Raw genomic sequence first — 18,531 nt, forward strand, 5'->3', positions numbered from 1 at the left:
AAAGCCCCGATATACTATCGAGGCTATTTATTATATGTCTAACTCATTAGACACTAGCTGGTTTTGCCATTTCTGATGTGGCAACATTCGCTGCCACATGACCACCTGCACCTTTAGATTCAAAGGTTGATGGCTCACGTTGATACTCTTTAATTTCAAAGTCGGAAGCCATCACCACAGGGGCTGGGGCTTTCGTCATTGGTGAGTATGCATGGCATTTGTGTAAGCTAAGCGCGTTTGATGTTGAAACAGCATCGACCACTGTTGTTTCAACTACTGTTGCCGTAGCAACCTTCGTTTCAACGACGACATCCGCCACCGCAGGTTCAGAAATCTCTTTGATTTCTTCAACGACAGGTGTTTCAACAATTGTATCAACAACCGTTTGAACGACATCAGTTTTTTCTGTTTCAGTAACGTCAGCAATGACGCTTTCCAGGACAGTATTGCTTTCTACGGCAATGGTCTCAATAGATTCAGCGACAACATGAGTCTCAGTTTCTACTTTTGGTGTCTCAACGACAGTTTCAGTAACGACTGGGGTCTCAATGTGTTCTGATTTCACTTCAACCTGTTCCACCGGCGCTTGAATTGCAGCTGGAGCCTGAACCGTGTTTTGTTGTTCTAGCATTTCTTCATTGGTCATGATAGCCATGCTTTCTTGTTGAGGCTGAACAACAGGGTAACGAATAAATACTTTACCAGACGCTAATTCAGGGGAGGCTACAGCCGCCGCTAAAGGCATTGGTGATTTATTCAGATGACGCTCATCACGGTAACGACGACGACGCTGACCACTCACACGCAGATGGCGTGGTGAACGACGAGAACGACGTGGGATAATGGTGTCTTGTTTCTCATCATCATCCTGTTGCTCTGAGTTAACCGCCAAATTGTCATCTTCGTTCAACGTGACATTATCGTGTTTTTTCTCAACATTAACGGTTGAAGGAAGTGCCGCCATTGGCGTAGCTGGCATCTCTGCAACAATTGCAGTCTCTGTCGTTTGCTCATTATCAGTCACACGGATTTTTTGTGTTAACTGACGGCGTTGACGACGAGGCGCTACTGGACGCTGCTCTTCTTCATCTTTTTCTACAACGGTATTGTCAACAGCAGCTTGTTGGCTATCTTGTTGAGTTTTCGCTGTTTGTTGTTGGCGTTTCTCATCTTGACGGCGACGACGTTCTGCACGTTGCTCACGGCGTTGTTGATTATCGCGGTTTGCAGTGTCTGTCGTTTGCTCATCAACTTGGTTCGTATTTTTGTTATTACGACCCTTATTGCGATTTGCTGCATCTTCAGATTGCGCATTACGATTATTACGATTGTCTCGGTTATCACGATTTTCGCGGTTATCACGATTTTCGTAATTATCATCGCGGTCACGGCGATTGTTATTACGGCGATCGTTATTACGGCGACGGTCATTATTACGGCGACGATCATTATTGTTTGGGCGCGCTTTTTGCGCTGGTTGTTCAACCACTTTTTCTTCTTCGGCAAATAGACCTTTAAAGAAAGCTGCGATTTTACTGAATAAACCAACGTTAGGTTGCTCGTCTGTTTTTGGACGGGCTGGCGCTTTAGATGGAGACTCTTTTTGTTTCAGTGCAGGCACTTCAACAGGTTCTTGCAGTGCAAATGCTGAAATAGCAGGTTGCTCAGGGGCTTTACGCTCGCTTGTTGGCTCTTCGCCTTGATTCAGCGTTTCCGTTTCATGGTATTGCGCTAAGTTGTAGCTCAGAGTCTGAACTTCTTCACCTTTACGAATACGGATGACATGGAAATGCGGTGTTTGCATCTGATCGTTAGGGACTATCACAACACGAACGTTGCGCTGGCGCTGTTCAATCTCAGTGACAGCTTGGCGTTTTTCGTTTAACAGATACGACGCGATTTGTACGGGAACAATCGCATGCACTTCATGGGTATTTTCTTTCAGTGCTTCTTCTTCAATTAAACGCAGTACAGACAGCGACAGCGATTCATTATCACGGATAGTTCCGGTACCCGAACAGCGTGGGCAGACGTGATGGCTAGATTCACCCAAAGATGGGCTAAGACGCTGGCGAGACATCTCTAACAGACCAAAACGTGAAATACGAGCAATTTGAATACGCGCACGGTCTTGACGAACTGCTTCGCGTAGACGGTTTTCAACTTCACGCTGATGGCGAACTGGGGTCATATCGATAAAGTCGATAACAATTAGACCACCTAAGTCACGTAAGCGTAATTGACGTGCAATCTCATCAGCGGCTTCAAGGTTAGTATTGAATGCGGTTTCTTCGATATCGCCACCACGGGTTGAACGTGAGGAGTTGATATCGATAGCCGTTAAGGCTTCCGTTGTATCGATAACTAACGCACCACCTGAAGGTAAACGGACTTCACGTTGGAACGCTGACTCGATTTGAGATTCAATTTGATAGTGGCTAAACAGTGGAACATCGCCGCTATAATGTTTAATTTTACTTGCAAAATCGCCACGACCAATTGCTTCGATATGGTTACGCGCCATTTCAACCACTTTCGGGTTGTCGATCAGAATTTCACCGATATCAGGACGTAAGTAATCGCGGAAAGCACGAACGATAACGTTGCTTTCTTGGTGGATTAAGAATGGAGCAGGGCGGTTTTCTGCTGCTTTTTGAATCGCTTCCCAATGGCGTAAGCGATACAGTAAATCTTGTTGTAGTGATTCTGCTGATTTGCCAACGCCCGCGGTACGAACGATTAATCCCATACCATCTGGGATTTCTAAGCAAGATAGTGCTTCTTTTAATTCTGTGCGGTCTTCACCTTCGATGCGGCGGGAAATACCACCTGCACGAGGGTTATTAGGCATGAGAACTAAATAACTTCCCGCTAAGCTGATAAATGTGGTTAAGGCAGCACCTTTGTTACCACGTTCTTCTTTATCAACTTGAACAATAACTTCTTGGCCTTCTTTCAGAACATCTTTGATGTTCGGACGACCTTGAGAGTGATAATTGCTTGGGAAGTATTCGCGAGCGATCTCTTTGATAGGCAGGAAACCGTGTCTTTCAGCGCCATAATCAACAAAAGCAGCTTCAAGGCTTGGTTCAATACGGGTAATTTTACCTTTGTAAATGTTGGCTTTTTTTTGCTCATGACCTGGGCTTTCAATATCCAAATCGTAGAGTCGTTGCCCGTCAACAAGGGCAACACGCAACTCTTCCTGTTGAGTTGCGTTGATTAGCATTCTTTTCATGTTGTTACTTACTCATTATTTTTTAAATAATAAAGAGCAGCGAAAGAAAGAGCTACTGTAAACCGATGGCCTCATGATTTTTACAAAGCCGTCTACCTCTCGGCAGTCGTTCGTATAGAGACGCGCAGTATTCGGTGAACCTGATTTTTAGATTAAAAATTCAGCGTTCTTAATCAGGATGCCGTAAATTTCTTAGAAAACGGAGACTCCCAACCCAATAAGCTAAAATTCGTTGCTCGCTAATTTACTTGATCTTGTTAGATGTCTTACGCCATTGCAGCATCGTTACGCCATCAAATAATAAATTCCTACAGTATTACGTCTAACTTGTATTCTACTAGCTAAAAATAATTATAGCTGAAAGTGCAAAAACACCTAAAGCTAACATAGCAAAGCCAATTTTCGTTTTTAAACATCTTGGCAGCGCTTATTATTCCATTGCCAAGTGCATTATAGCAAGCGCAACGTAAGTTATATGGAAATTTTATTAAGAAATTGAGCCGATCATCTAGAAATTGACCAATTTAAAAAAAAACATAAAAAAATTCGTGGAGTCGGTATGATATACCCACGTAAGTGAGACTATTTATTCATCAATTAGAGTTAACGCATTCCCGAATGAAAACAGAAAACCAAGTCCAATTTATTGATATTAGCGATGACGAAGCAGGGCAGCGCATTGATAATTTCTTGCTGAGCAAGTTAAAAGGTGTTCCTAAGAGCATGATTTATCGCATCATCCGTAAAGGTGAAGTGCGTGTCAACAAAGGGCGAATTAAGCCAGAATACAAATTACTGGAAGGGGATCAAGTTCGTGTCCCGCCTGTGCGTGTCGCTGAGCGTGAAACAGCACCAGTTTCAGCAAAATTAGATAAAGTGGCGGCGTTAGCTGATTGTATTCTTTATGAAGACGAATCCATTTTAGTGATCAATAAGCCATCCGGAACCGCAGTGCATGGCGGCAGCGGATTAAGCTTTGGTGTTATTGAAGGATTGCGAGCGTTGCGCCCAGAAGCACGTTTTCTGGAGTTAGTGCATCGCTTAGACCGAGATACATCAGGCATTTTATTGGTGGCTAAAAAGCGCTCGGCATTACGCGCACTTCATGAGCAGCTGCGTTTAAAACAGATGCAGAAAGATTATTTAGCGTTAGTTCGTGGTAACTGGCAGTCGCACACGAAAGTTGTTCAAGCACCATTATTAAAAAATATTTTGCAAAGTGGTGAGCGTATTGTTCGTGTAAGCAGTGAAGGTAAACCTTCTGAAACGCGTTTTAAAGTTGAAGAGCGTTTTGAAAACGCGACGTTGGTAAAAGCGAGTCCAGTGACTGGTCGTACTCATCAAATTCGTGTCCATACGTTACATGCGGGGCATCCAATTGCTTTTGATGATCGTTATGGTGATAAACAGTTTGATAGTCAACTTGCCGATACAGGGTTAAAACGTCTATTCCTGCATGCGTATGCCCTAAAATTTACTCACCCAAAATCTGGGGAAGAAATGCGCGTTGTTGCGCCACTGCATAATGATTTAAATCAGTGCCTCAAAGTGTTGAGAGCTAAAAAAGCACAATAATGGTGTGTAAGCGTTAGCTGACATCAACATGTCAGCTAACCTTGTCATCTAGTCTAGGAGTGGATTCACATCATGCTGGCGTAACATTTCCAACAATAAAATTGTGGGTAAGCCAATTAATGTGTTTGGATCTCGTCCTGATAACTTATCAAATAGGCTAATACCCAACCCTTCCGATTTAAAACTACCTGCACATTGGTACGGTTCATCTTTATGTAAATACTGGGTGATTTCTTCATCCGTTAACTGTCTAAAATAGACATCGAAGGGCTCACACTGAACATTAAATGTACCCGTTGTGCTATCTAATAAGCAAAGCCCAGTATAAAAAGTGACTCGATGACCTGACGCAGCTTTGAGCTGCTTAAACGCATTCTCAAAATTGTGCGGTTTTCCGACGATCTTATCGTCAATGACACAAACTTGGTCAGAGCCGATAATCAGGTGTTGAGGGTATTGTTGAGACAACGCCTTGGCTTTTTCGTGAGATAAACGTATCACTAAAGCTTGAGCCGATTCCTGTAGTATAGGGGTTTCATCAATATTGGGCGCCGCCGCTAGAAAAGGGATGCCTAGCTTTTTCAGCAACGCTTGTCGGTATTCAGAGGTTGATGCCAAAATAATCGATTTCATGATTTTTCTCGAAACTCGTAGCCAAAAGGGTTAACTCATTTTAAACTATATCCGCTTAACCGGCGATTTTTTGGTGAAAAGGCGAGTTTATCCCGCCTTTTTCTTTGACTATAGTTCATTACAAAGTTAATATGCGCGCCTTATGCAAAAGGTAAAATTACCCCTGACTATCGATGCGCAGCGTGCAGCTCAGAAAAACCTCGACTATGTCGGGAGTTATACACCTGAGCAAGTAGCACGAATTGCCGAATCAGTAGTCAGTGTAGATAGTGATGTTGAAAGCAAATTATCATTTAAAATTGATAATCAGCGCTTGACGGTCATAGAGGGACATTCTGAAGTGGATGTCACCCTACAATGCCAACGTTGCGGAAAAAATTTCAAACATCATGTCTACGTATCGTATTGTTTTAGTCCTGTCGTCAATGACGAAAAGGCCGAAGCATTACCGGAACAGTATGAACCAGTTTATGTAGATGAATTTGGTGAAATAAATTTGCTGGGAATGTTAGAAGATGAAATAATTCTATCCCTACCAGTGGTTCCGGTTCATGATTCTGAACACTGTGAAGTGTCCGAAGCGGACATGGTGTATGGTGAACTACCTCCTGAGGTAGAGAAACCAAATCCATTTGCCGTATTAGCCAGTTTAAAGAAAAGTACTTAAGGAGTAAGGTCAATGGCCGTACAACAGAATAAACCAACTCGTTCAAAACGCGGTATGCGTCGTTCACATGATGCACTGACTGCTACCCTAGTTTCTGTAGATAAAACTTCCGGTGAAACTCACCTGCGTCACCATGTGACTGCAGATGGTTACTACCGTGGCCGTAAGGTTATCAGCAAGTAATTGTTGATACTTTGGCTAGTCTAACCATCGCGTTAGATGCCATGGGCGGGGATGTTGGTCCCCGCGTCACGGTGCCTGCTGCATTGCAGGCACTGGCATCTAATCCAGCATTAAAATTACTGCTTGTCGGTCAACCCGAAGCCATTCATCCTTTGCTTGCACAACAAAGTGCGGAGCAACTTTCGCGTATCGAAATTATCCCAGCTGAAAACGTTATTGCAAGCGATGCTAAGCCATCTCACGCAATTCGCCAAAGTAAAGGGACGTCAATGCGAGTGGCGTTGGAGTTAGTCAAGACAGGTCAAGCTCAAGCTTGCGTGAGCGCAGGTAATACGGGTGCGCTGATGGGATTGGCTAAATTGATGTTAAAATCAATTGAAGGCATTGAACGCCCTGCGTTAATGACTATTCTGCCAAACCAAAAGAAAGGTAAAACCGTTGTCCTCGATTTAGGGGCTAACGTAAATTGCAGCAGTGAAATGCTTGTGCAATTTGCAGTAATGGGCTCAGTGATGGCAGAAGAAGTTGCCAACATCAGTCAACCTAAAGTCGCTTTACTCAATATTGGCGAAGAAGAGAGTAAAGGGCTGGACAATATCCGCGAAGCCGCCGCTTTGTTGAAAGAAACGGCATCAATTAATTACATTGGTTATGTTGAAGGCAATGAATTGCTGACAGGAAAAACGGATGTATTAGTGTGTGACGGCTTCGCAGGTAATGTCTCACTAAAAACAATGGAAGGTGTTATTCGAGTCATTCTTTCATTGTTGAAATCAGCCGGTGAAGAGAACAAAAAAAGCAGTTGGTTTATGCAACTCGCTAAGAAATGGTTAAAAAAACGGCTAATGAAGCGTTTTGGGGATATGAACCCCGACCAGTATAACGGCGCGACTCTGTTAGGATTAAAAGGCATTGTCATCAAAAGTCATGGTGCAGCGAATGAAAGCGCGTTTAAAGCCGCAATTGATCGTGCCGTGCAGGCTATTGAGCGACAAGTTCCTGAAAGAATAACAGCTCGACTTAATATTGTTTTACCCAGGAGTGATCAATAACCTATGTACAGTAAAATATTAGGAACAGGCAGCTATTTGCCATCGCAAGTTCGTACCAATGCTGATCTGGAAAAAATGGTTGATACTTCTGATGAATGGATTGTAACGCGTACTGGTATTAAAGAGAGACGAATTTCAGCTGACGATGAGAATGTGTCCACAATGGGTTTCCAAGCAGCAAAAAATGCATTGGAAATGGCACAAGTCGACAGCAGTGAAATTGGTTTAATTATCGTTGCAACCACTTCCGCGACACACGCATTTCCAAGTGCGGCTTGCCAGATTCAGCAAATGTTGGGAATTAATGACTGTGCGGCATTTGACGTTGCAGCAGCGTGTGCTGGTTTCACCTATGCTATTAGTATTGCTGATCAGTTTATTAAAACGGGCATGACCAAAAAAGCACTGGTGATTGGCGCTGATGCGTTATCAAAAACCTTAGACCCGAATGATCGCGGGACGATTATTCTGTTTGGTGATGCAGCGGGTGCTGTGGTGATTGGTGCATCTGAAGAGCCAGGTATTATTTCTACGCATTTACATGCAGACGGTCGTTATGGTGATTTGCTCTCTTTACCAAATCGCAGTCGCTGTTCAGATGATCAAGCATACTTGTCCATGACAGGTAACGAAGTATTCAAAGTTGCAGTGCGTGAGTTAGCCCACATTGTTGATGAAACATTGGCAAATAACGACATTGCAAAAGAAGAACTTGATTGGTTAGTGCCACATCAAGCAAATTTAAGAATTATTTCTGCGACAGCGAAAAAATTGGATATGACCATGGATAAAGTGGTTGTTACGCTGGATCGTCACGGAAATACTTCTGCAGCATCAGTCCCTACCGCATTAGATGAAGCGGTGCGCGATGGTCGCATCCAACGTGGTCAATTAGTGCTATTAGAAGCATTTGGCGGCGGTTTTACTTGGGGCTCTGCACTCGTTCGTTTTTAATTTACTGAGAAAACAGACATGACACAATTTGCTATGGTATTCCCGGGACAGGGTTCCCAGTCTTTAGGAATGTTAGCTGGCTTAGCTGAACAAAATCAGCTGGTTAAAGAGACATTTGCTGAAGCCTCTGAAGCATTGGGTTACGATCTCTGGGCATTAGTCCAAAATGGACCAGAAGAAGAATTAAATAAAACATGGCAGACTCAGCCTGCATTATTAGCAGCGTCTGTTGCTATCTTCCGTGTTTGGCAAGAAAAAAATGGCAAAATGCCCGCTTTAATGGCTGGTCATAGCCTCGGCGAATATTCTGCATTAGTGTGCGCTGGCGTGATTGATTTCAAACAGGCTATCAAATTGGTAGAGCTGCGTGGTCGATTGATGCAAGAAGCTGTTCCAGAAGGGACTGGCGCAATGTATGCAATTATCGGTTTAGATAACGAATCTATCGAGAAGGCATGCCAAGACGCAGCGCAAGGGCAGGTTGTATCCCCTGTCAACTTTAACTCTCCTGGACAAGTGGTTATTGCGGGTGAGAAAGCGGCTGTTGAACGTGCGGGTGCAGCATGTAAAGAAGCGGGTGCCAAACGTGCGTTACCATTATCTGTTAGCGTACCTTCTCATTGTGCATTAATGAAGCCAGCCGCAGATAAATTAGCTGATGCATTAGAAAAAATTGAATTTTGTGAGCCGACCTATCCAGTTATTAATAACGTTGATGTTAAAATGGAGACGTCTGCAAAAAATATCCGTGATGCATTAGTGCGCCAATTGTATAATCCGGTGCGCTGGACTGAAACAGTCGAATTCATGGCAGAACAAGGCATTGAGCAATTGGTTGAAATGGGTCCAGGCAAAGTTCTGACTGGTCTAACCAAGCGAATTGTCTCTAATTTAACTGCCGTTGCAGTCAATGATCCTGTATCATTAGACTCGGCTTTAGAAACTATCTGAGGACGACAATGAGCTTTGAAGGAAAAATTGCACTAGTCACTGGTGCTAGCCGTGGAATCGGTAAAGCGATTGCTTTAACCTTAGCGTCACGCGGCGCGACTGTTATCGGTACTGCAACCAGCGAAAAAGGCGCGGAAGCGATTACTGCCTATTTAGAAGGTAAAGGTAAAGGCTTAGCGTTAAATGTGACAGATCCAGCATCAATTGAAGAAACATTGACCCAGATCCGTACGGAATTTGGCGAAATCGATATTTTAGTTAATAATGCTGGTATTACGCGTGATAACTTATTGATGCGCATGAAAGATGATGAGTGGCAAGATATTATTGACACTAATCTTTCATCCGTTTACCGTTTGTCTAAATCCGTTTTGCGTGCCATGATGAAAAAACGTTGTGGGCGTATTATTTCTATTGCATCTGTTGTGGGTGTGATGGGAAATGCGGGACAAACAAACTACGCGGCAGCGAAAGCTGGGCTGATCGGTTTTAGTAAATCATTAGCTCGTGAAGTCGCTTCTCGTGGTATCACTGTTAACGTTGTAGCGCCTGGTTTTATCGAAACTGATATGACTAAGGCATTGACAGACGAACAACGTGCAGGCATTTTATCTCAGGTTCCTGCGGATAGACTGGGTGATGCACAAGAAATTGCCAGTGCTGTAGCATTTTTAGCTTCTGACGAAGCTGCTTACATCACAGGTGAAACATTGCATGTCAATGGTGGCATGTACATGATCTAAAGAAATGAGGGAACCATTTGCATTTTTTTGTGTTATCTAATGCAAAATAATGCAAAATAATGGTTTCAACAGCCGGGATTGGGTTGTATCTTTTCCTGTATTTCATAAACTACGAAAACCATCGCGAAAGCGAGTTTTGATAGGAATTTTAATAGTATGAGCACTATCGAAGAACGCGTTAAGAAAATCATCGTTGAACAACTGGGTGTTAAAGAGGAAGAAGTTGTAAATACAGCTTCATTTGTTGATGACTTGGGCGCTGATTCTCTTGACACAGTAGAACTGGTTATGGCTCTGGAAGAAGAGTTCGATTGCGAAATCCCTGACGAAGAAGCTGAAAAGATCACTACAGTACAGGCTGCAATTGACTACGTCAAAGCATCTGAGTAATAGCAGTAAAACTTATCTAGGCGATCATTCGATCGCCTATGTTTCTTATGTAACTAATTCCCTCCTTGGAGGACATACGTGTCTAAGCGTCGTGTAGTCGTAACCGGACTTGGCATGTTATCTCCTGTCGGCAATACAGTTGATTCATCATGGAAAGCTGTTTGTGGCGGACAGAGTGGTATCAGCCTAATTGATCATTTTGATACTACTAACCACGCAACTAAATTTGCAGGCTTAGTAAAAGATTTCAATTACGAAGATTTTGACATCTCTCGCAAAGATGCGAAGAAGATGGACCCATTTATTCAGTATGGTATCGCAGCTGGCTATCAAGCCATCAAAGATTCTGGATTGGAAGTAACAGAAGCCAATGCTACTCGTATCGGTTTAGCGATTGGTTCTGGTATTGGCGGGTTGGGATTAATTCAAGATAACTGTGAATCTATGATGCACGGTGGTCCTCGTAAAGTTAGCCCATTCTTCGTACCATCAACAATCATCAACATGGCTGCTGGTCACTTAAGCATCATGTATGGTCTCCGTGGTCCAAGCATTTCAATTGCGACAGCTTGTACATCAGGCGTTCATAATATTGGACATGCAGCACGGATGATAGCCTATGGTGATGCGGATGTTATGCTAGCGGGTGGTACTGAAAAAGCAACGACACCATTAGGTGTGGCTGGTTTTGGTGCAGCGCGCGCATTGTCAACGCGTAATGATAACCCACAAGCTGCAAGTCGTCCTTGGGATAAAGACCGTGATGGTTTTGTTCTGGGTGATGGTGCGGGCATCATTATTCTCGAAGAATACGAGCACGCTAAAGCACGCGGCGCGAAAATTTACGCGGAAATCGCAGGCTTTGGTATGAGCAGCGATGCTTACCATATGACGTCACCACCAGAAAATGGTGAAGGCGCTGCATTAGCGATGAAAAATGCGCTAAACGATGCAGGCATAGAACCAACTGATATTGGTTATATTAATGCTCATGGTACATCAACACCTGCAGGAGACTTAGCCGAAGCACAAGCGGTTATGTCTGTCTTTGGTGAAGACACTAAAGTGTTAGTGAGTTCGACAAAATCGATGACGGGCCACCTGTTAGGTGCTGCAGGCGCGGTTGAATCTATCTTCACTATTCTGTCTTTATGTGATCAGATCATTCCACCAACGATCAACTTAGACAATCCTGATGAAGGTTGTAATCTTGATTTCGTACCGGGCGAAGCACGTAAAGTCGAGAACATGGAATATGCTCTGTGTAACTCATTTGGCTTCGGTGGTACTAACGGTTCATTGATTTTCCGCCGCTATCACGCAGAATAATCAATTATTCGTTGAGTTCCTAAGCTCCAGTATCTTTGGTACTGGGGCTTTATTTTTGCCTTCTTTTTGCAGTACTCCTTGCTTTGGTTTATGATATTAACACTATGTTACTGTCTGATTTATCAGCCTTTATTATAAGAAACAATCATGACTTATTGGGTTAACGGCATTTCTTGTCAGCAAATTGATATTACCGATCGCTCTATCGCCTTTGGTGATGGGTGCTTTACGACTATCCATGGTATGAATCAACAAGCTAAGATGCTAGAACAGCATATTCTTCGTCTACAGCAAGATTCAACGCGACTCAAATTGCCTTCAGTAGATTGGAAGCAATTGACACAGCATATTGAGCAGGTTTGTGAACAACAAACTGATGATGAATTTGTGGTGAAGGTTATGATTAGTCGTGGCGCTGGCGGCCGCGGTTACAGTTCTCAAGGCTTCAAACAGCCAACCATTATGGTAATGGTTTCCCCTTTTCCTAAGCACTATGCCACATTACAGTGCCAAGGCGCAGCTTTGATGCTTAGCCGAATTCCATTAAGTCGCAATCCAATCTTAGCGGGTATGAAACATTTGAATCGCTTAGAACAAGTATTGATCCGCCAAGAAATAGATGATGCTAAGCTAGATGAAGCGGTCGTGTTAGATACCCATGGCGTGATGGTTGAATGCTGTAGCGCGAATATCTTTTGGCGCATCGGTCGAGATGTTTATACACCCATTCTAGAGCAGTCTGGTGTGAATGGATTAATGAGACAAAAGATCATAGCGAAACTCAAAGATAGCCAGTACCATTTGGCCGAAGTTGAACGGTTTCCAGCAATTTTGACACAGTGTGATGAAGTCATTATTTGCAATGCGTTAATGCCTATATTACCGGTGAAAAGTATTCAACTTTCAGAAAATAAAACAGTGAGATACCAATCAAGAGAACTGTTTGAATATTTATTATTACAGCGACAAATTTAAATCCGATAACAATTTCACTCTTATCGTTTATCGACGAACAATGCATTTAAGTGACCAATAATGAAATTAGCCAAAAAAATAACACTGATTGTTTTTGTCCTTGCGATTATCGGCGCGGTTGTTGTGTACCTGCAATATCGCCAAGTCCTTGATTATGCAAAAAAGCCAATCAACATCGTTCAAGAAACTATTTTTACAGTACCTGCTGGTACAGGGCGAGTTGCTTTAGAAGGGTTATTAATCAAAGAAAAATTCATTGAAGAAGGTCATCATTTTCAGCTTCTGCTCAAAGCGCGCCCAGAATTGGCGCAGTTCAAAGCAGGGACTTACCGACTACAGCCAAACATGACGGTAGAGCAATTATTAGCGCTGATCTCAAGTGGTAAAGAAGCGCAATTTAATATTCGTTTTATCGAAGGGAATAAGCTGTCTGATTGGAGCAACATTTTGCGAGATGCGCCTTATCTGGAGCACAAAACGCAAGATGCAACACCGACAGAGCTATACGCTATGTTGGATTTTAAAGAGGGAGACAACCTTGAAGGATGGCTCTATCCAGACACCTATTTATACACTGCGGGTACTAGCGATGTTGAGATATTAAAGCGTGCCTATAAGCGTATGAAATCGACCGTTGAAGACGAGTGGAAAGGTCGTGATAAAGATCTACCCTATAAGAATGCCTATGAAATGTTGATCATGGCATCGATTGTTGAAAAAGAGACAGGGGTGGATAATGAACGAGCGCAAGTGGCTTCTGTCTTTGTCAATCGCTTAAAGAAAAATATGCGCTTACAGACTGATCCAACGGTAATCTATGGGTTAGGTGAGAATTATCGTGGTAAAATTTATCGCAGCGATTTAGATAACTATACTCCGTATAACACCTATAAAATTGATGGTTTACCACCAACACCCATTGCCATGCCGGGGCTTGCTTCGATTAAAGCGGCTGCACACCCAGCGAAAACAGATTACTTATACTTTGTCGCCGACGGTACTGGCGGACATACTTTTAGTCGTAATCTTAATGACCATAATCGTGCCGTTAAGGTTTACCGACAAATTGAGCAAAAGAATTGATAAACGAAATGAAAAACCAATTTATTGTTATTGAAGGTTTAGAAGGGGCTGGAAAGACAACAGCAATCAACACAGTTGTTGAAACATTAACCCAAGCGGGGGTTCACGATATGGTATTCACGCGTGAACCTGGTGGTACACCACTCGCTGAAAAACTGCGTGAGCTAATTAAGCAAGGTATTGAAGGTGATAAAGTTACAGACAAAGCTGAATTGCTGATGCTGTACGCTGCACGAGTCCAATTGGTCGATACCGTTATTAAACCCGCTCTCGCGGCGGGAAAATGGGTTATTGGCGATAGGCACGATTTATCCTCTCAAGCTTATCAAGGTGGCGGGCGGGAAATTGACCGCCAATTAATGGCGTCACTCAGAGATTTAGTGTTAGGTGGGTTTAAACCTGCATTGACGCTCTATTTAGACTTACCACCCGAATTAGGCTTACAACGAGCACGTTCCCGTGGTGAGTTAGACCGTATTGAGAAAGAATCATTGGCATTTTTTGAACGCACACGGGTCCGCTATTTAGAATTGGCGGCGGCAGATGAATCTATCTTAACCATCGATGCGAGTCAAAATATTGAACAAGTGCAAGCGGATATCCGCAAGACGTTACTTGCATGGTTAGCAAAATAAGGCATTGATAATGAATTGGTATCCATGGCTGAATGAGGCTTATCGTCAATTAATTAGCGCTTACCAAGCGGGGCGTGGGCACCATGCATTATTAATCCATTCCATGAAAGGAAATGGTGCAGACGCTTTAAGTTATGGCATTAGTCGTTGGCTTATTTGTCAAAATAGAGATGGACTGAAAAGCTGTGGCGAATGCCATAGTTGCCGTTTAATGCTGGCAGGCACACATCCTGACTACCATGTTTTAGAAGTAGAAAAAGGTAAAGCGACAATCAGCGTTGATGCCGTTCGTAAACTCACTGAAACCTTAAGCGGTCATGCACAACAAAGTGGTGCAAAAGTGGTTTCTATTCCAAATGCCCAAGCATTAACAGATGCCGCCGCTAACGCATTGTTAAAGACGTTGGAAGAACCATCAAGTCAAACCTATTTCCTGTTGGGCTGTGAAAAAATTGAAAGCATGTTAGCGACCTTAAGAAGTCGCTGCTTGACCCACTTTTTAGCCTCTCCCGATCAGCAAGTCGCGTTATACTGGCTGCAAAAACAGCTGACTGGTTTATCTGCGGATGATGCAATCACTGCATTACGACTATGCCAAGGCGCACCGATTGCTGCATTGCAATTACTTGAGCCGGCGCAATGGCAACGACGTCAACTATTGTGTAGTGAGCTAGAGAGCAGCTTGCAGAACAAGGATTTTTTAAGGCTTTTACCTGCATTGAACACAGACAATGCACCAGAATGCATTAGTTGGTTATTAGGGTTGCTTTCGGATGGGATAAAATTGCAACAAAAAGCAGGTCAGTTCCTTGTTAACCAAGATAAAATTGCTTGTGTTACCGCGCTTGCCACATCGATGAGTAGCTCACAATTATTAGATGTTTATAGCCAGTGGCAGGGCTGTCGTCACCAATTATTAACAGTACCTGCATTAAATCAGGAATTGATTCTGGCTAATCAGTTATTACATTGGGAAGCGTTATTCGCTTCACCCTCAAGATAAAAAGAGTAGATTATGTTTGTTGTTGATTCACACTGCCATCTCGACTGTTTAGATTATGAAAAATTGCATACTAACGTCGATGATGTTATCGCAAAAGCATCCACACGAGATGTCGGCTTTATGTTAGCGGTAGCAACCACGTTACCGGGCTTTGAAAGCATGAAACAGCTAATTGGCAAACGCGACAATGTGGCATTTTCTTGTGGCATTCATCCACTCAATTTGGATGAAGGTTATGATTTTGAAAAATTAGCACAGCTAGCGGCAGGTCAAGAAGTTGTCGCGCTCGGCGAAACGGGTTTAGATTATTATTATCAGCAGGAAAATGCAGCGTTGCAGCAAGAGTCATTTCGCCAGCATATTCGCATTGGTCGCCAAGTGAATAAGCCGGTTATTGTGCATACTCGTTCGGCACGGGAAGACACTCTTACCATTTTACGCGAAGAAAAAGTGGATGAGTGTGGTGGCGTATTGCATTGCTTTACGGAAGACCAACAAACCGCGATAGACTTACTCGACTTAGGGATGTATATCTCTTTCTCCGGTATTGTTACGTTCCGTAATGCGGAACAGATCCGTGAAGCTGCACGAGTTGTACCGTTAGATAGAATTTTAGTGGAAACGGACTCGCCTTATTTAGCACCAGTCCCGCATCGCGGCAAAGAAAACCAACCTGCCTATGTGCGTGATGTCGTTGAGTATATGGCTGTGCTCAAAGGAGTGAGCGTCGAGGAAATGGCGGAAATTACGACACAAAACTTCAACCGTTTATTTCATTTACACGTTGGACAATAAATAGATAACTATTGAATTATTAAGGAATTAGTCATGGCAGAAGAAACTATTTTCAGTAAAATTATTCGACGTGAAATTCCGTCTGAGATTGTTTATCAAGACGAACTCGTCACCGCATTTCGTGATATTGCTGCTCAGGCACCCACTCACATTTTAATCATCCCAAACAAGCTGATCCCAACAGTGAATGATGTGACGGTGGATGACGAGCTAGCATTAGGGCGCTTATTTACTGTTGCCGCAAAAATTGCGAAAGAAGAAGGCATTGCCGAAGATGGTTACCGTTTAATCATGAACTGTAATAAACATTCAGGACAAGAAGTTTTTCATATTCATATGCACTTAGTGGGTGGACGTCCATTAGGTCCATTATTAGCTAAGTAACTCATCATGAAACGCGCTGCATTAGTCTTAAAATATGCCACGATACTCAGCTTACTTACCGCTTTTTTAAGTGGCTGTGTTTGGAACAAAAAAACAGGGTTATCGTTTAATGAGCAGCAGCGTGTGGTGATGGAACCCTCCGTGCTAGCGGCAGGAGTGATTGTAGAAAAACCGGTGATCAAGGTGGGAAACGTAACGGCTACGACGACCATTAATATGAGCAATATTGAAAAAACACCGGTAACTGTGCTGTATCGTATTTTTTGGTACGACGAGCAAGGTTTAAGAGTGGATTCCACGAAAAGTCAGCCTCAGATGATTCCTGCGAATTCGTCAGTAATGCTGAAAGAGGTGACAACATCTCCACTTGCCCGCAATGCTCGTATCTATGTTTTCTTACCTTCAACGGCTGGAGAGTCACAATGAAACGGATCTTATTGGTCGCAGCGGCAGCATTTATTTTGGCTGGTTGTCCATCAGTCCCGCAAGGACCTAAACCGCCTATTGTCCCTGTACAACCGGACGTCACCCCAGGAACACAACCTGAAAAACAACCTGATTTAACACCGCCACCAACCGACACGGTACCTATGCCGCCTAAGCAGCAAACAACGGACTGGGCAAGTGCATTACAACCATTGGTGAATAAAATGGTTGCGGATGATGGTGTTGAAAGTGGCAAAGTATTGTTAGTCGATTCCGTGAAAAATAATACCAGTGGAAGTCTACCTTCACAGGCTGTGACAGCGGCATTAACTAATGAAGTAACGAAAACCAATAAATTCAAGGTCGTCCCCCAAGGTGTTGTCGCTGCCGCGCGTAAAACGTTAGGATTATCGCAGGATGATAGTCTGGTGACGCGTAGTAAAGCAATTGGGTTAGGACGCTATGTTCAAGCACAATATGTGATTTACAGTGTGATGTCCGGCTCAACGAAAGAACGCAGCATTGAAATGCAGTTAATGGAAGTACAAACCGGTGAGATTGTTTGGTCTGGAAAACAGAGTATTGAGTAATCGTTCCTCTCTGTTTGCATTACTCGGTGAATGCTTCCCAGCTATTTTACCATCATGCTGGGAAGTTTCGTCATTAGCGGGTTTATCCGGTGGTAGTTATTTACTTGAAAGTCAGCCCGTTTCTAGAACCGAGAAAACGTTTTCGACGATCAAATTAATTGCCCGAGCAGAAGGGCAAGCACAGAGTGCTTTGTTTGTTAATCGGCGCAAAGAAGCGCGTATTTTAAAACAACTCAAGCATTTTGCTTACTCGCCTGATGTGATAGGGCGAAACTCTGATTGGTTGTTACTCGAATGGGTTGCAGGCGATCATCCTTGCCAAGCACAATTTCTTTCCTCTAAATTTCAATACCAACTGGCAGAGATAGTCGCCAAGCTTCATTGTCAGACGTTATTAAGCTACCGATTACCGTTACGTAATGAGATTGCGCATTACGGCTATCGAATTGATAAAAAAAGAATATCTTCGCGATGGAAACGATTACATCATCATTTCCTATACGCCCCGATGCCAAACGTTATCAAACTTGCACCTGCACATATGGACATTCATTCAGGGAACGTACTTTGTCAGCAAAAAGTGCCGACGATGTTAGTGGATTGGGAATATGCGGCGAATACGGATATTGGCTTATCATTAGAAACTTATTTTCAATTCAATAGTCTGACGCTAGAGCAACGTGATTATTTCTTGACGCATTATTGCCAAACGTTTGGTGCGTATAAAGATAAACATCATTTGGCTCGTCATTGCCAGCAATGGGAGCCATGGGTTAAATACATGACGCTAATGTGGTATGAAGTGCAGTGGTGTCAGCGTCAGCACGCGCAGTTTTTAAATGATTCAGCCCCATTACGAGACTATTTTAGTCTGTAATCGGGCAATAGAAAACATCAGTGAATACACAAGAATTTGTTAAAAATT

Annotated in this window: 20 protein-coding genes; 18 read left to right on the plus strand and 2 right to left on the minus strand. The window is 43.2% G+C overall.

What is annotated here, in order from left to right:
- Positions 1-46 precede the first annotated feature (46 nt).
- Positions 47-3,238, minus strand: a complete 3,192-nt coding sequence (gene rne / locus PR766_RS01420; protein ID WP_154636421.1) for a ribonuclease E — start codon at positions 3,236-3,238, stop codon at positions 47-49.
- A 618-nt stretch (positions 3,239-3,856) separates the two neighbouring features.
- Here rne and rluC point away from each other — a divergent pair.
- Positions 3,857-4,813 (plus strand): 23S rRNA pseudouridine(955/2504/2580) synthase RluC, encoded by a 957-nt coding sequence (gene rluC, locus PR766_RS01425; protein WP_006660799.1) that lies wholly within the window; start codon positions 3,857-3,859, stop codon positions 4,811-4,813.
- Between the two features lie 48 nt (positions 4,814-4,861).
- On the opposite strand, the gene PR766_RS01430 is transcribed toward rluC, so the two are convergent.
- Positions 4,862-5,446 (minus strand): Maf family protein, encoded by a 585-nt coding sequence (locus PR766_RS01430; RefSeq protein ID WP_006660800.1) that lies wholly within the window; start codon positions 5,444-5,446, stop codon positions 4,862-4,864.
- Positions 5,447-5,588: 142 nt separating this feature from the next.
- Between PR766_RS01430 and yceD the strand changes: the two genes are divergently transcribed.
- The 17 genes from yceD (at position 5,589) to PR766_RS01515 (ending at position 18,483) form a co-directional block, all read left to right on the plus strand.
- The gene (gene yceD, locus PR766_RS01435; RefSeq protein WP_006660801.1) at positions 5,589-6,113 is read left to right on the plus strand and encodes a 23S rRNA accumulation protein YceD; all 525 of its coding nucleotides are present in this window, start codon (positions 5,589-5,591) and stop codon (positions 6,111-6,113) included.
- Between the two features lie 12 nt (positions 6,114-6,125).
- Complete coding sequence (gene rpmF / locus PR766_RS01440; protein WP_006660802.1) at positions 6,126-6,296, plus strand: 50S ribosomal protein L32; 171 nt, start codon at positions 6,126-6,128, stop codon at positions 6,294-6,296.
- Between the two features lie 11 nt (positions 6,297-6,307).
- Entirely contained in the window at positions 6,308-7,348 is a 1,041-nt protein-coding gene (gene plsX, locus PR766_RS01445) for a phosphate acyltransferase PlsX (protein WP_006661428.1), read from the plus strand.
- A 3-nt stretch (positions 7,349-7,351) separates the two neighbouring features.
- The gene (locus tag PR766_RS01450; protein WP_036966030.1) at positions 7,352-8,302 is read left to right on the plus strand and encodes a beta-ketoacyl-ACP synthase III; all 951 of its coding nucleotides are present in this window, start codon (positions 7,352-7,354) and stop codon (positions 8,300-8,302) included.
- An 18-nt stretch (positions 8,303-8,320) separates the two neighbouring features.
- Positions 8,321-9,253: an ACP S-malonyltransferase gene (fabD, locus tag PR766_RS01455; protein WP_006661429.1), complete on the plus strand. Its 933-nt coding sequence runs from the start codon at positions 8,321-8,323 to the stop codon at positions 9,251-9,253.
- Between the two features lie 8 nt (positions 9,254-9,261).
- Entirely contained in the window at positions 9,262-9,996 is a 735-nt protein-coding gene (fabG, locus tag PR766_RS01460) for a 3-oxoacyl-ACP reductase FabG (protein ID WP_036961292.1), read from the plus strand.
- 156 nt (positions 9,997-10,152) lie between these two features.
- Positions 10,153-10,386 (plus strand): acyl carrier protein, encoded by a 234-nt coding sequence (gene acpP, locus PR766_RS01465; protein WP_006660807.1) that lies wholly within the window; start codon positions 10,153-10,155, stop codon positions 10,384-10,386.
- Between the two features lie 78 nt (positions 10,387-10,464).
- Positions 10,465-11,715 (plus strand): beta-ketoacyl-ACP synthase II, encoded by a 1,251-nt coding sequence (fabF, locus tag PR766_RS01470; RefSeq protein WP_006661431.1) that lies wholly within the window; start codon positions 10,465-10,467, stop codon positions 11,713-11,715.
- A 147-nt stretch (positions 11,716-11,862) separates the two neighbouring features.
- The gene (gene pabC, locus PR766_RS01475) at positions 11,863-12,690 is read left to right on the plus strand and encodes an aminodeoxychorismate lyase (protein WP_154636422.1); all 828 of its coding nucleotides are present in this window, start codon (positions 11,863-11,865) and stop codon (positions 12,688-12,690) included.
- A 60-nt stretch (positions 12,691-12,750) separates the two neighbouring features.
- Positions 12,751-13,773 carry an endolytic transglycosylase MltG gene (mltG, locus tag PR766_RS01480; RefSeq protein WP_006661433.1) on the plus strand — a complete coding sequence of 341 codons (1,023 nt, stop codon included), beginning with the start codon at positions 12,751-12,753 and terminating at the stop codon, positions 13,771-13,773.
- Between the two features lie 8 nt (positions 13,774-13,781).
- Positions 13,782-14,408: a dTMP kinase gene (tmk, locus tag PR766_RS01485; RefSeq protein ID WP_154630994.1), complete on the plus strand. Its 627-nt coding sequence runs from the start codon at positions 13,782-13,784 to the stop codon at positions 14,406-14,408.
- Positions 14,409-14,418: 10 nt separating this feature from the next.
- On the plus strand, positions 14,419-15,411 hold the full coding sequence (holB, locus tag PR766_RS01490; protein ID WP_154636423.1) for a DNA polymerase III subunit delta': 993 nt from the start codon (positions 14,419-14,421) through the stop codon (positions 15,409-15,411).
- Positions 15,412-15,423: 12 nt separating this feature from the next.
- Complete coding sequence (locus PR766_RS01495; protein ID WP_006660813.1) at positions 15,424-16,206, plus strand: metal-dependent hydrolase; 783 nt, start codon at positions 15,424-15,426, stop codon at positions 16,204-16,206.
- Between the two features lie 33 nt (positions 16,207-16,239).
- The gene (hinT, locus tag PR766_RS01500) at positions 16,240-16,590 is read left to right on the plus strand and encodes a purine nucleoside phosphoramidase (RefSeq protein ID WP_006660814.1); all 351 of its coding nucleotides are present in this window, start codon (positions 16,240-16,242) and stop codon (positions 16,588-16,590) included.
- Between the two features lie 6 nt (positions 16,591-16,596).
- Positions 16,597-17,016 carry a YcfL family protein gene (locus PR766_RS01505; RefSeq protein WP_006661436.1) on the plus strand — a complete coding sequence of 140 codons (420 nt, stop codon included), beginning with the start codon at positions 16,597-16,599 and terminating at the stop codon, positions 17,014-17,016.
- Positions 17,013-17,606 carry a penicillin-binding protein activator LpoB gene (gene lpoB / locus PR766_RS01510; protein WP_006660816.1) on the plus strand — a complete coding sequence of 198 codons (594 nt, stop codon included), beginning with the start codon at positions 17,013-17,015 and terminating at the stop codon, positions 17,604-17,606. Before PR766_RS01505 ends, lpoB begins: the two co-directional genes overlap by 4 nt.
- The gene (locus tag PR766_RS01515) at positions 17,599-18,483 is read left to right on the plus strand and encodes a thiamine kinase (RefSeq protein ID WP_036966022.1); all 885 of its coding nucleotides are present in this window, start codon (positions 17,599-17,601) and stop codon (positions 18,481-18,483) included. Before lpoB ends, PR766_RS01515 begins: the two co-directional genes overlap by 8 nt.
- The last annotated feature ends 48 nt before the right edge of the window (positions 18,484-18,531 follow it).

Origin of the sequence: Providencia sp. PROV208, from assembly GCF_028479465.1 — a bacterium.
GTDB classification, from domain to species: Bacteria; Pseudomonadota; Gammaproteobacteria; order Enterobacterales; family Enterobacteriaceae; genus Providencia; species Providencia alcalifaciens.

Coding starts and splice junctions, on each gene's coding strand:
- holB (WP_154636423.1), top strand. CDS start 14,419: ATGAATTGGTATCCATGGCTGAATGAGGCTTATCGTCAATTAATTAGC.
- rne (WP_154636421.1), bottom strand. CDS start 3,238: ATGAAAAGAATGCTAATCAACGCAACTCAACAGGAAGAGTTGCGTGTT.
- fabG (WP_036961292.1), top strand. CDS start 9,262: ATGAGCTTTGAAGGAAAAATTGCACTAGTCACTGGTGCTAGCCGTGGA.
- PR766_RS01505 (WP_006661436.1), top strand. CDS start 16,597: ATGAAACGCGCTGCATTAGTCTTAAAATATGCCACGATACTCAGCTTA.
- rpmF (WP_006660802.1), top strand. CDS start 6,126: ATGGCCGTACAACAGAATAAACCAACTCGTTCAAAACGCGGTATGCGT.
- mltG (WP_006661433.1), top strand. CDS start 12,751: ATGAAATTAGCCAAAAAAATAACACTGATTGTTTTTGTCCTTGCGATT.
- lpoB (WP_006660816.1), top strand. CDS start 17,013: ATGAAACGGATCTTATTGGTCGCAGCGGCAGCATTTATTTTGGCTGGT.
- rluC (WP_006660799.1), top strand. CDS start 3,857: ATGAAAACAGAAAACCAAGTCCAATTTATTGATATTAGCGATGACGAA.
- PR766_RS01450 (WP_036966030.1), top strand. CDS start 7,352: ATGTACAGTAAAATATTAGGAACAGGCAGCTATTTGCCATCGCAAGTT.
- PR766_RS01430 (WP_006660800.1), bottom strand. CDS start 5,446: ATGAAATCGATTATTTTGGCATCAACCTCTGAATACCGACAAGCGTTG.
- tmk (WP_154630994.1), top strand. CDS start 13,782: ATGAAAAACCAATTTATTGTTATTGAAGGTTTAGAAGGGGCTGGAAAG.
- yceD (WP_006660801.1), top strand. CDS start 5,589: ATGCAAAAGGTAAAATTACCCCTGACTATCGATGCGCAGCGTGCAGCT.
- pabC (WP_154636422.1), top strand. CDS start 11,863: ATGACTTATTGGGTTAACGGCATTTCTTGTCAGCAAATTGATATTACC.
- acpP (WP_006660807.1), top strand. CDS start 10,153: ATGAGCACTATCGAAGAACGCGTTAAGAAAATCATCGTTGAACAACTG.
- fabD (WP_006661429.1), top strand. CDS start 8,321: ATGACACAATTTGCTATGGTATTCCCGGGACAGGGTTCCCAGTCTTTA.
- PR766_RS01495 (WP_006660813.1), top strand. CDS start 15,424: ATGTTTGTTGTTGATTCACACTGCCATCTCGACTGTTTAGATTATGAA.
- hinT (WP_006660814.1), top strand. CDS start 16,240: ATGGCAGAAGAAACTATTTTCAGTAAAATTATTCGACGTGAAATTCCG.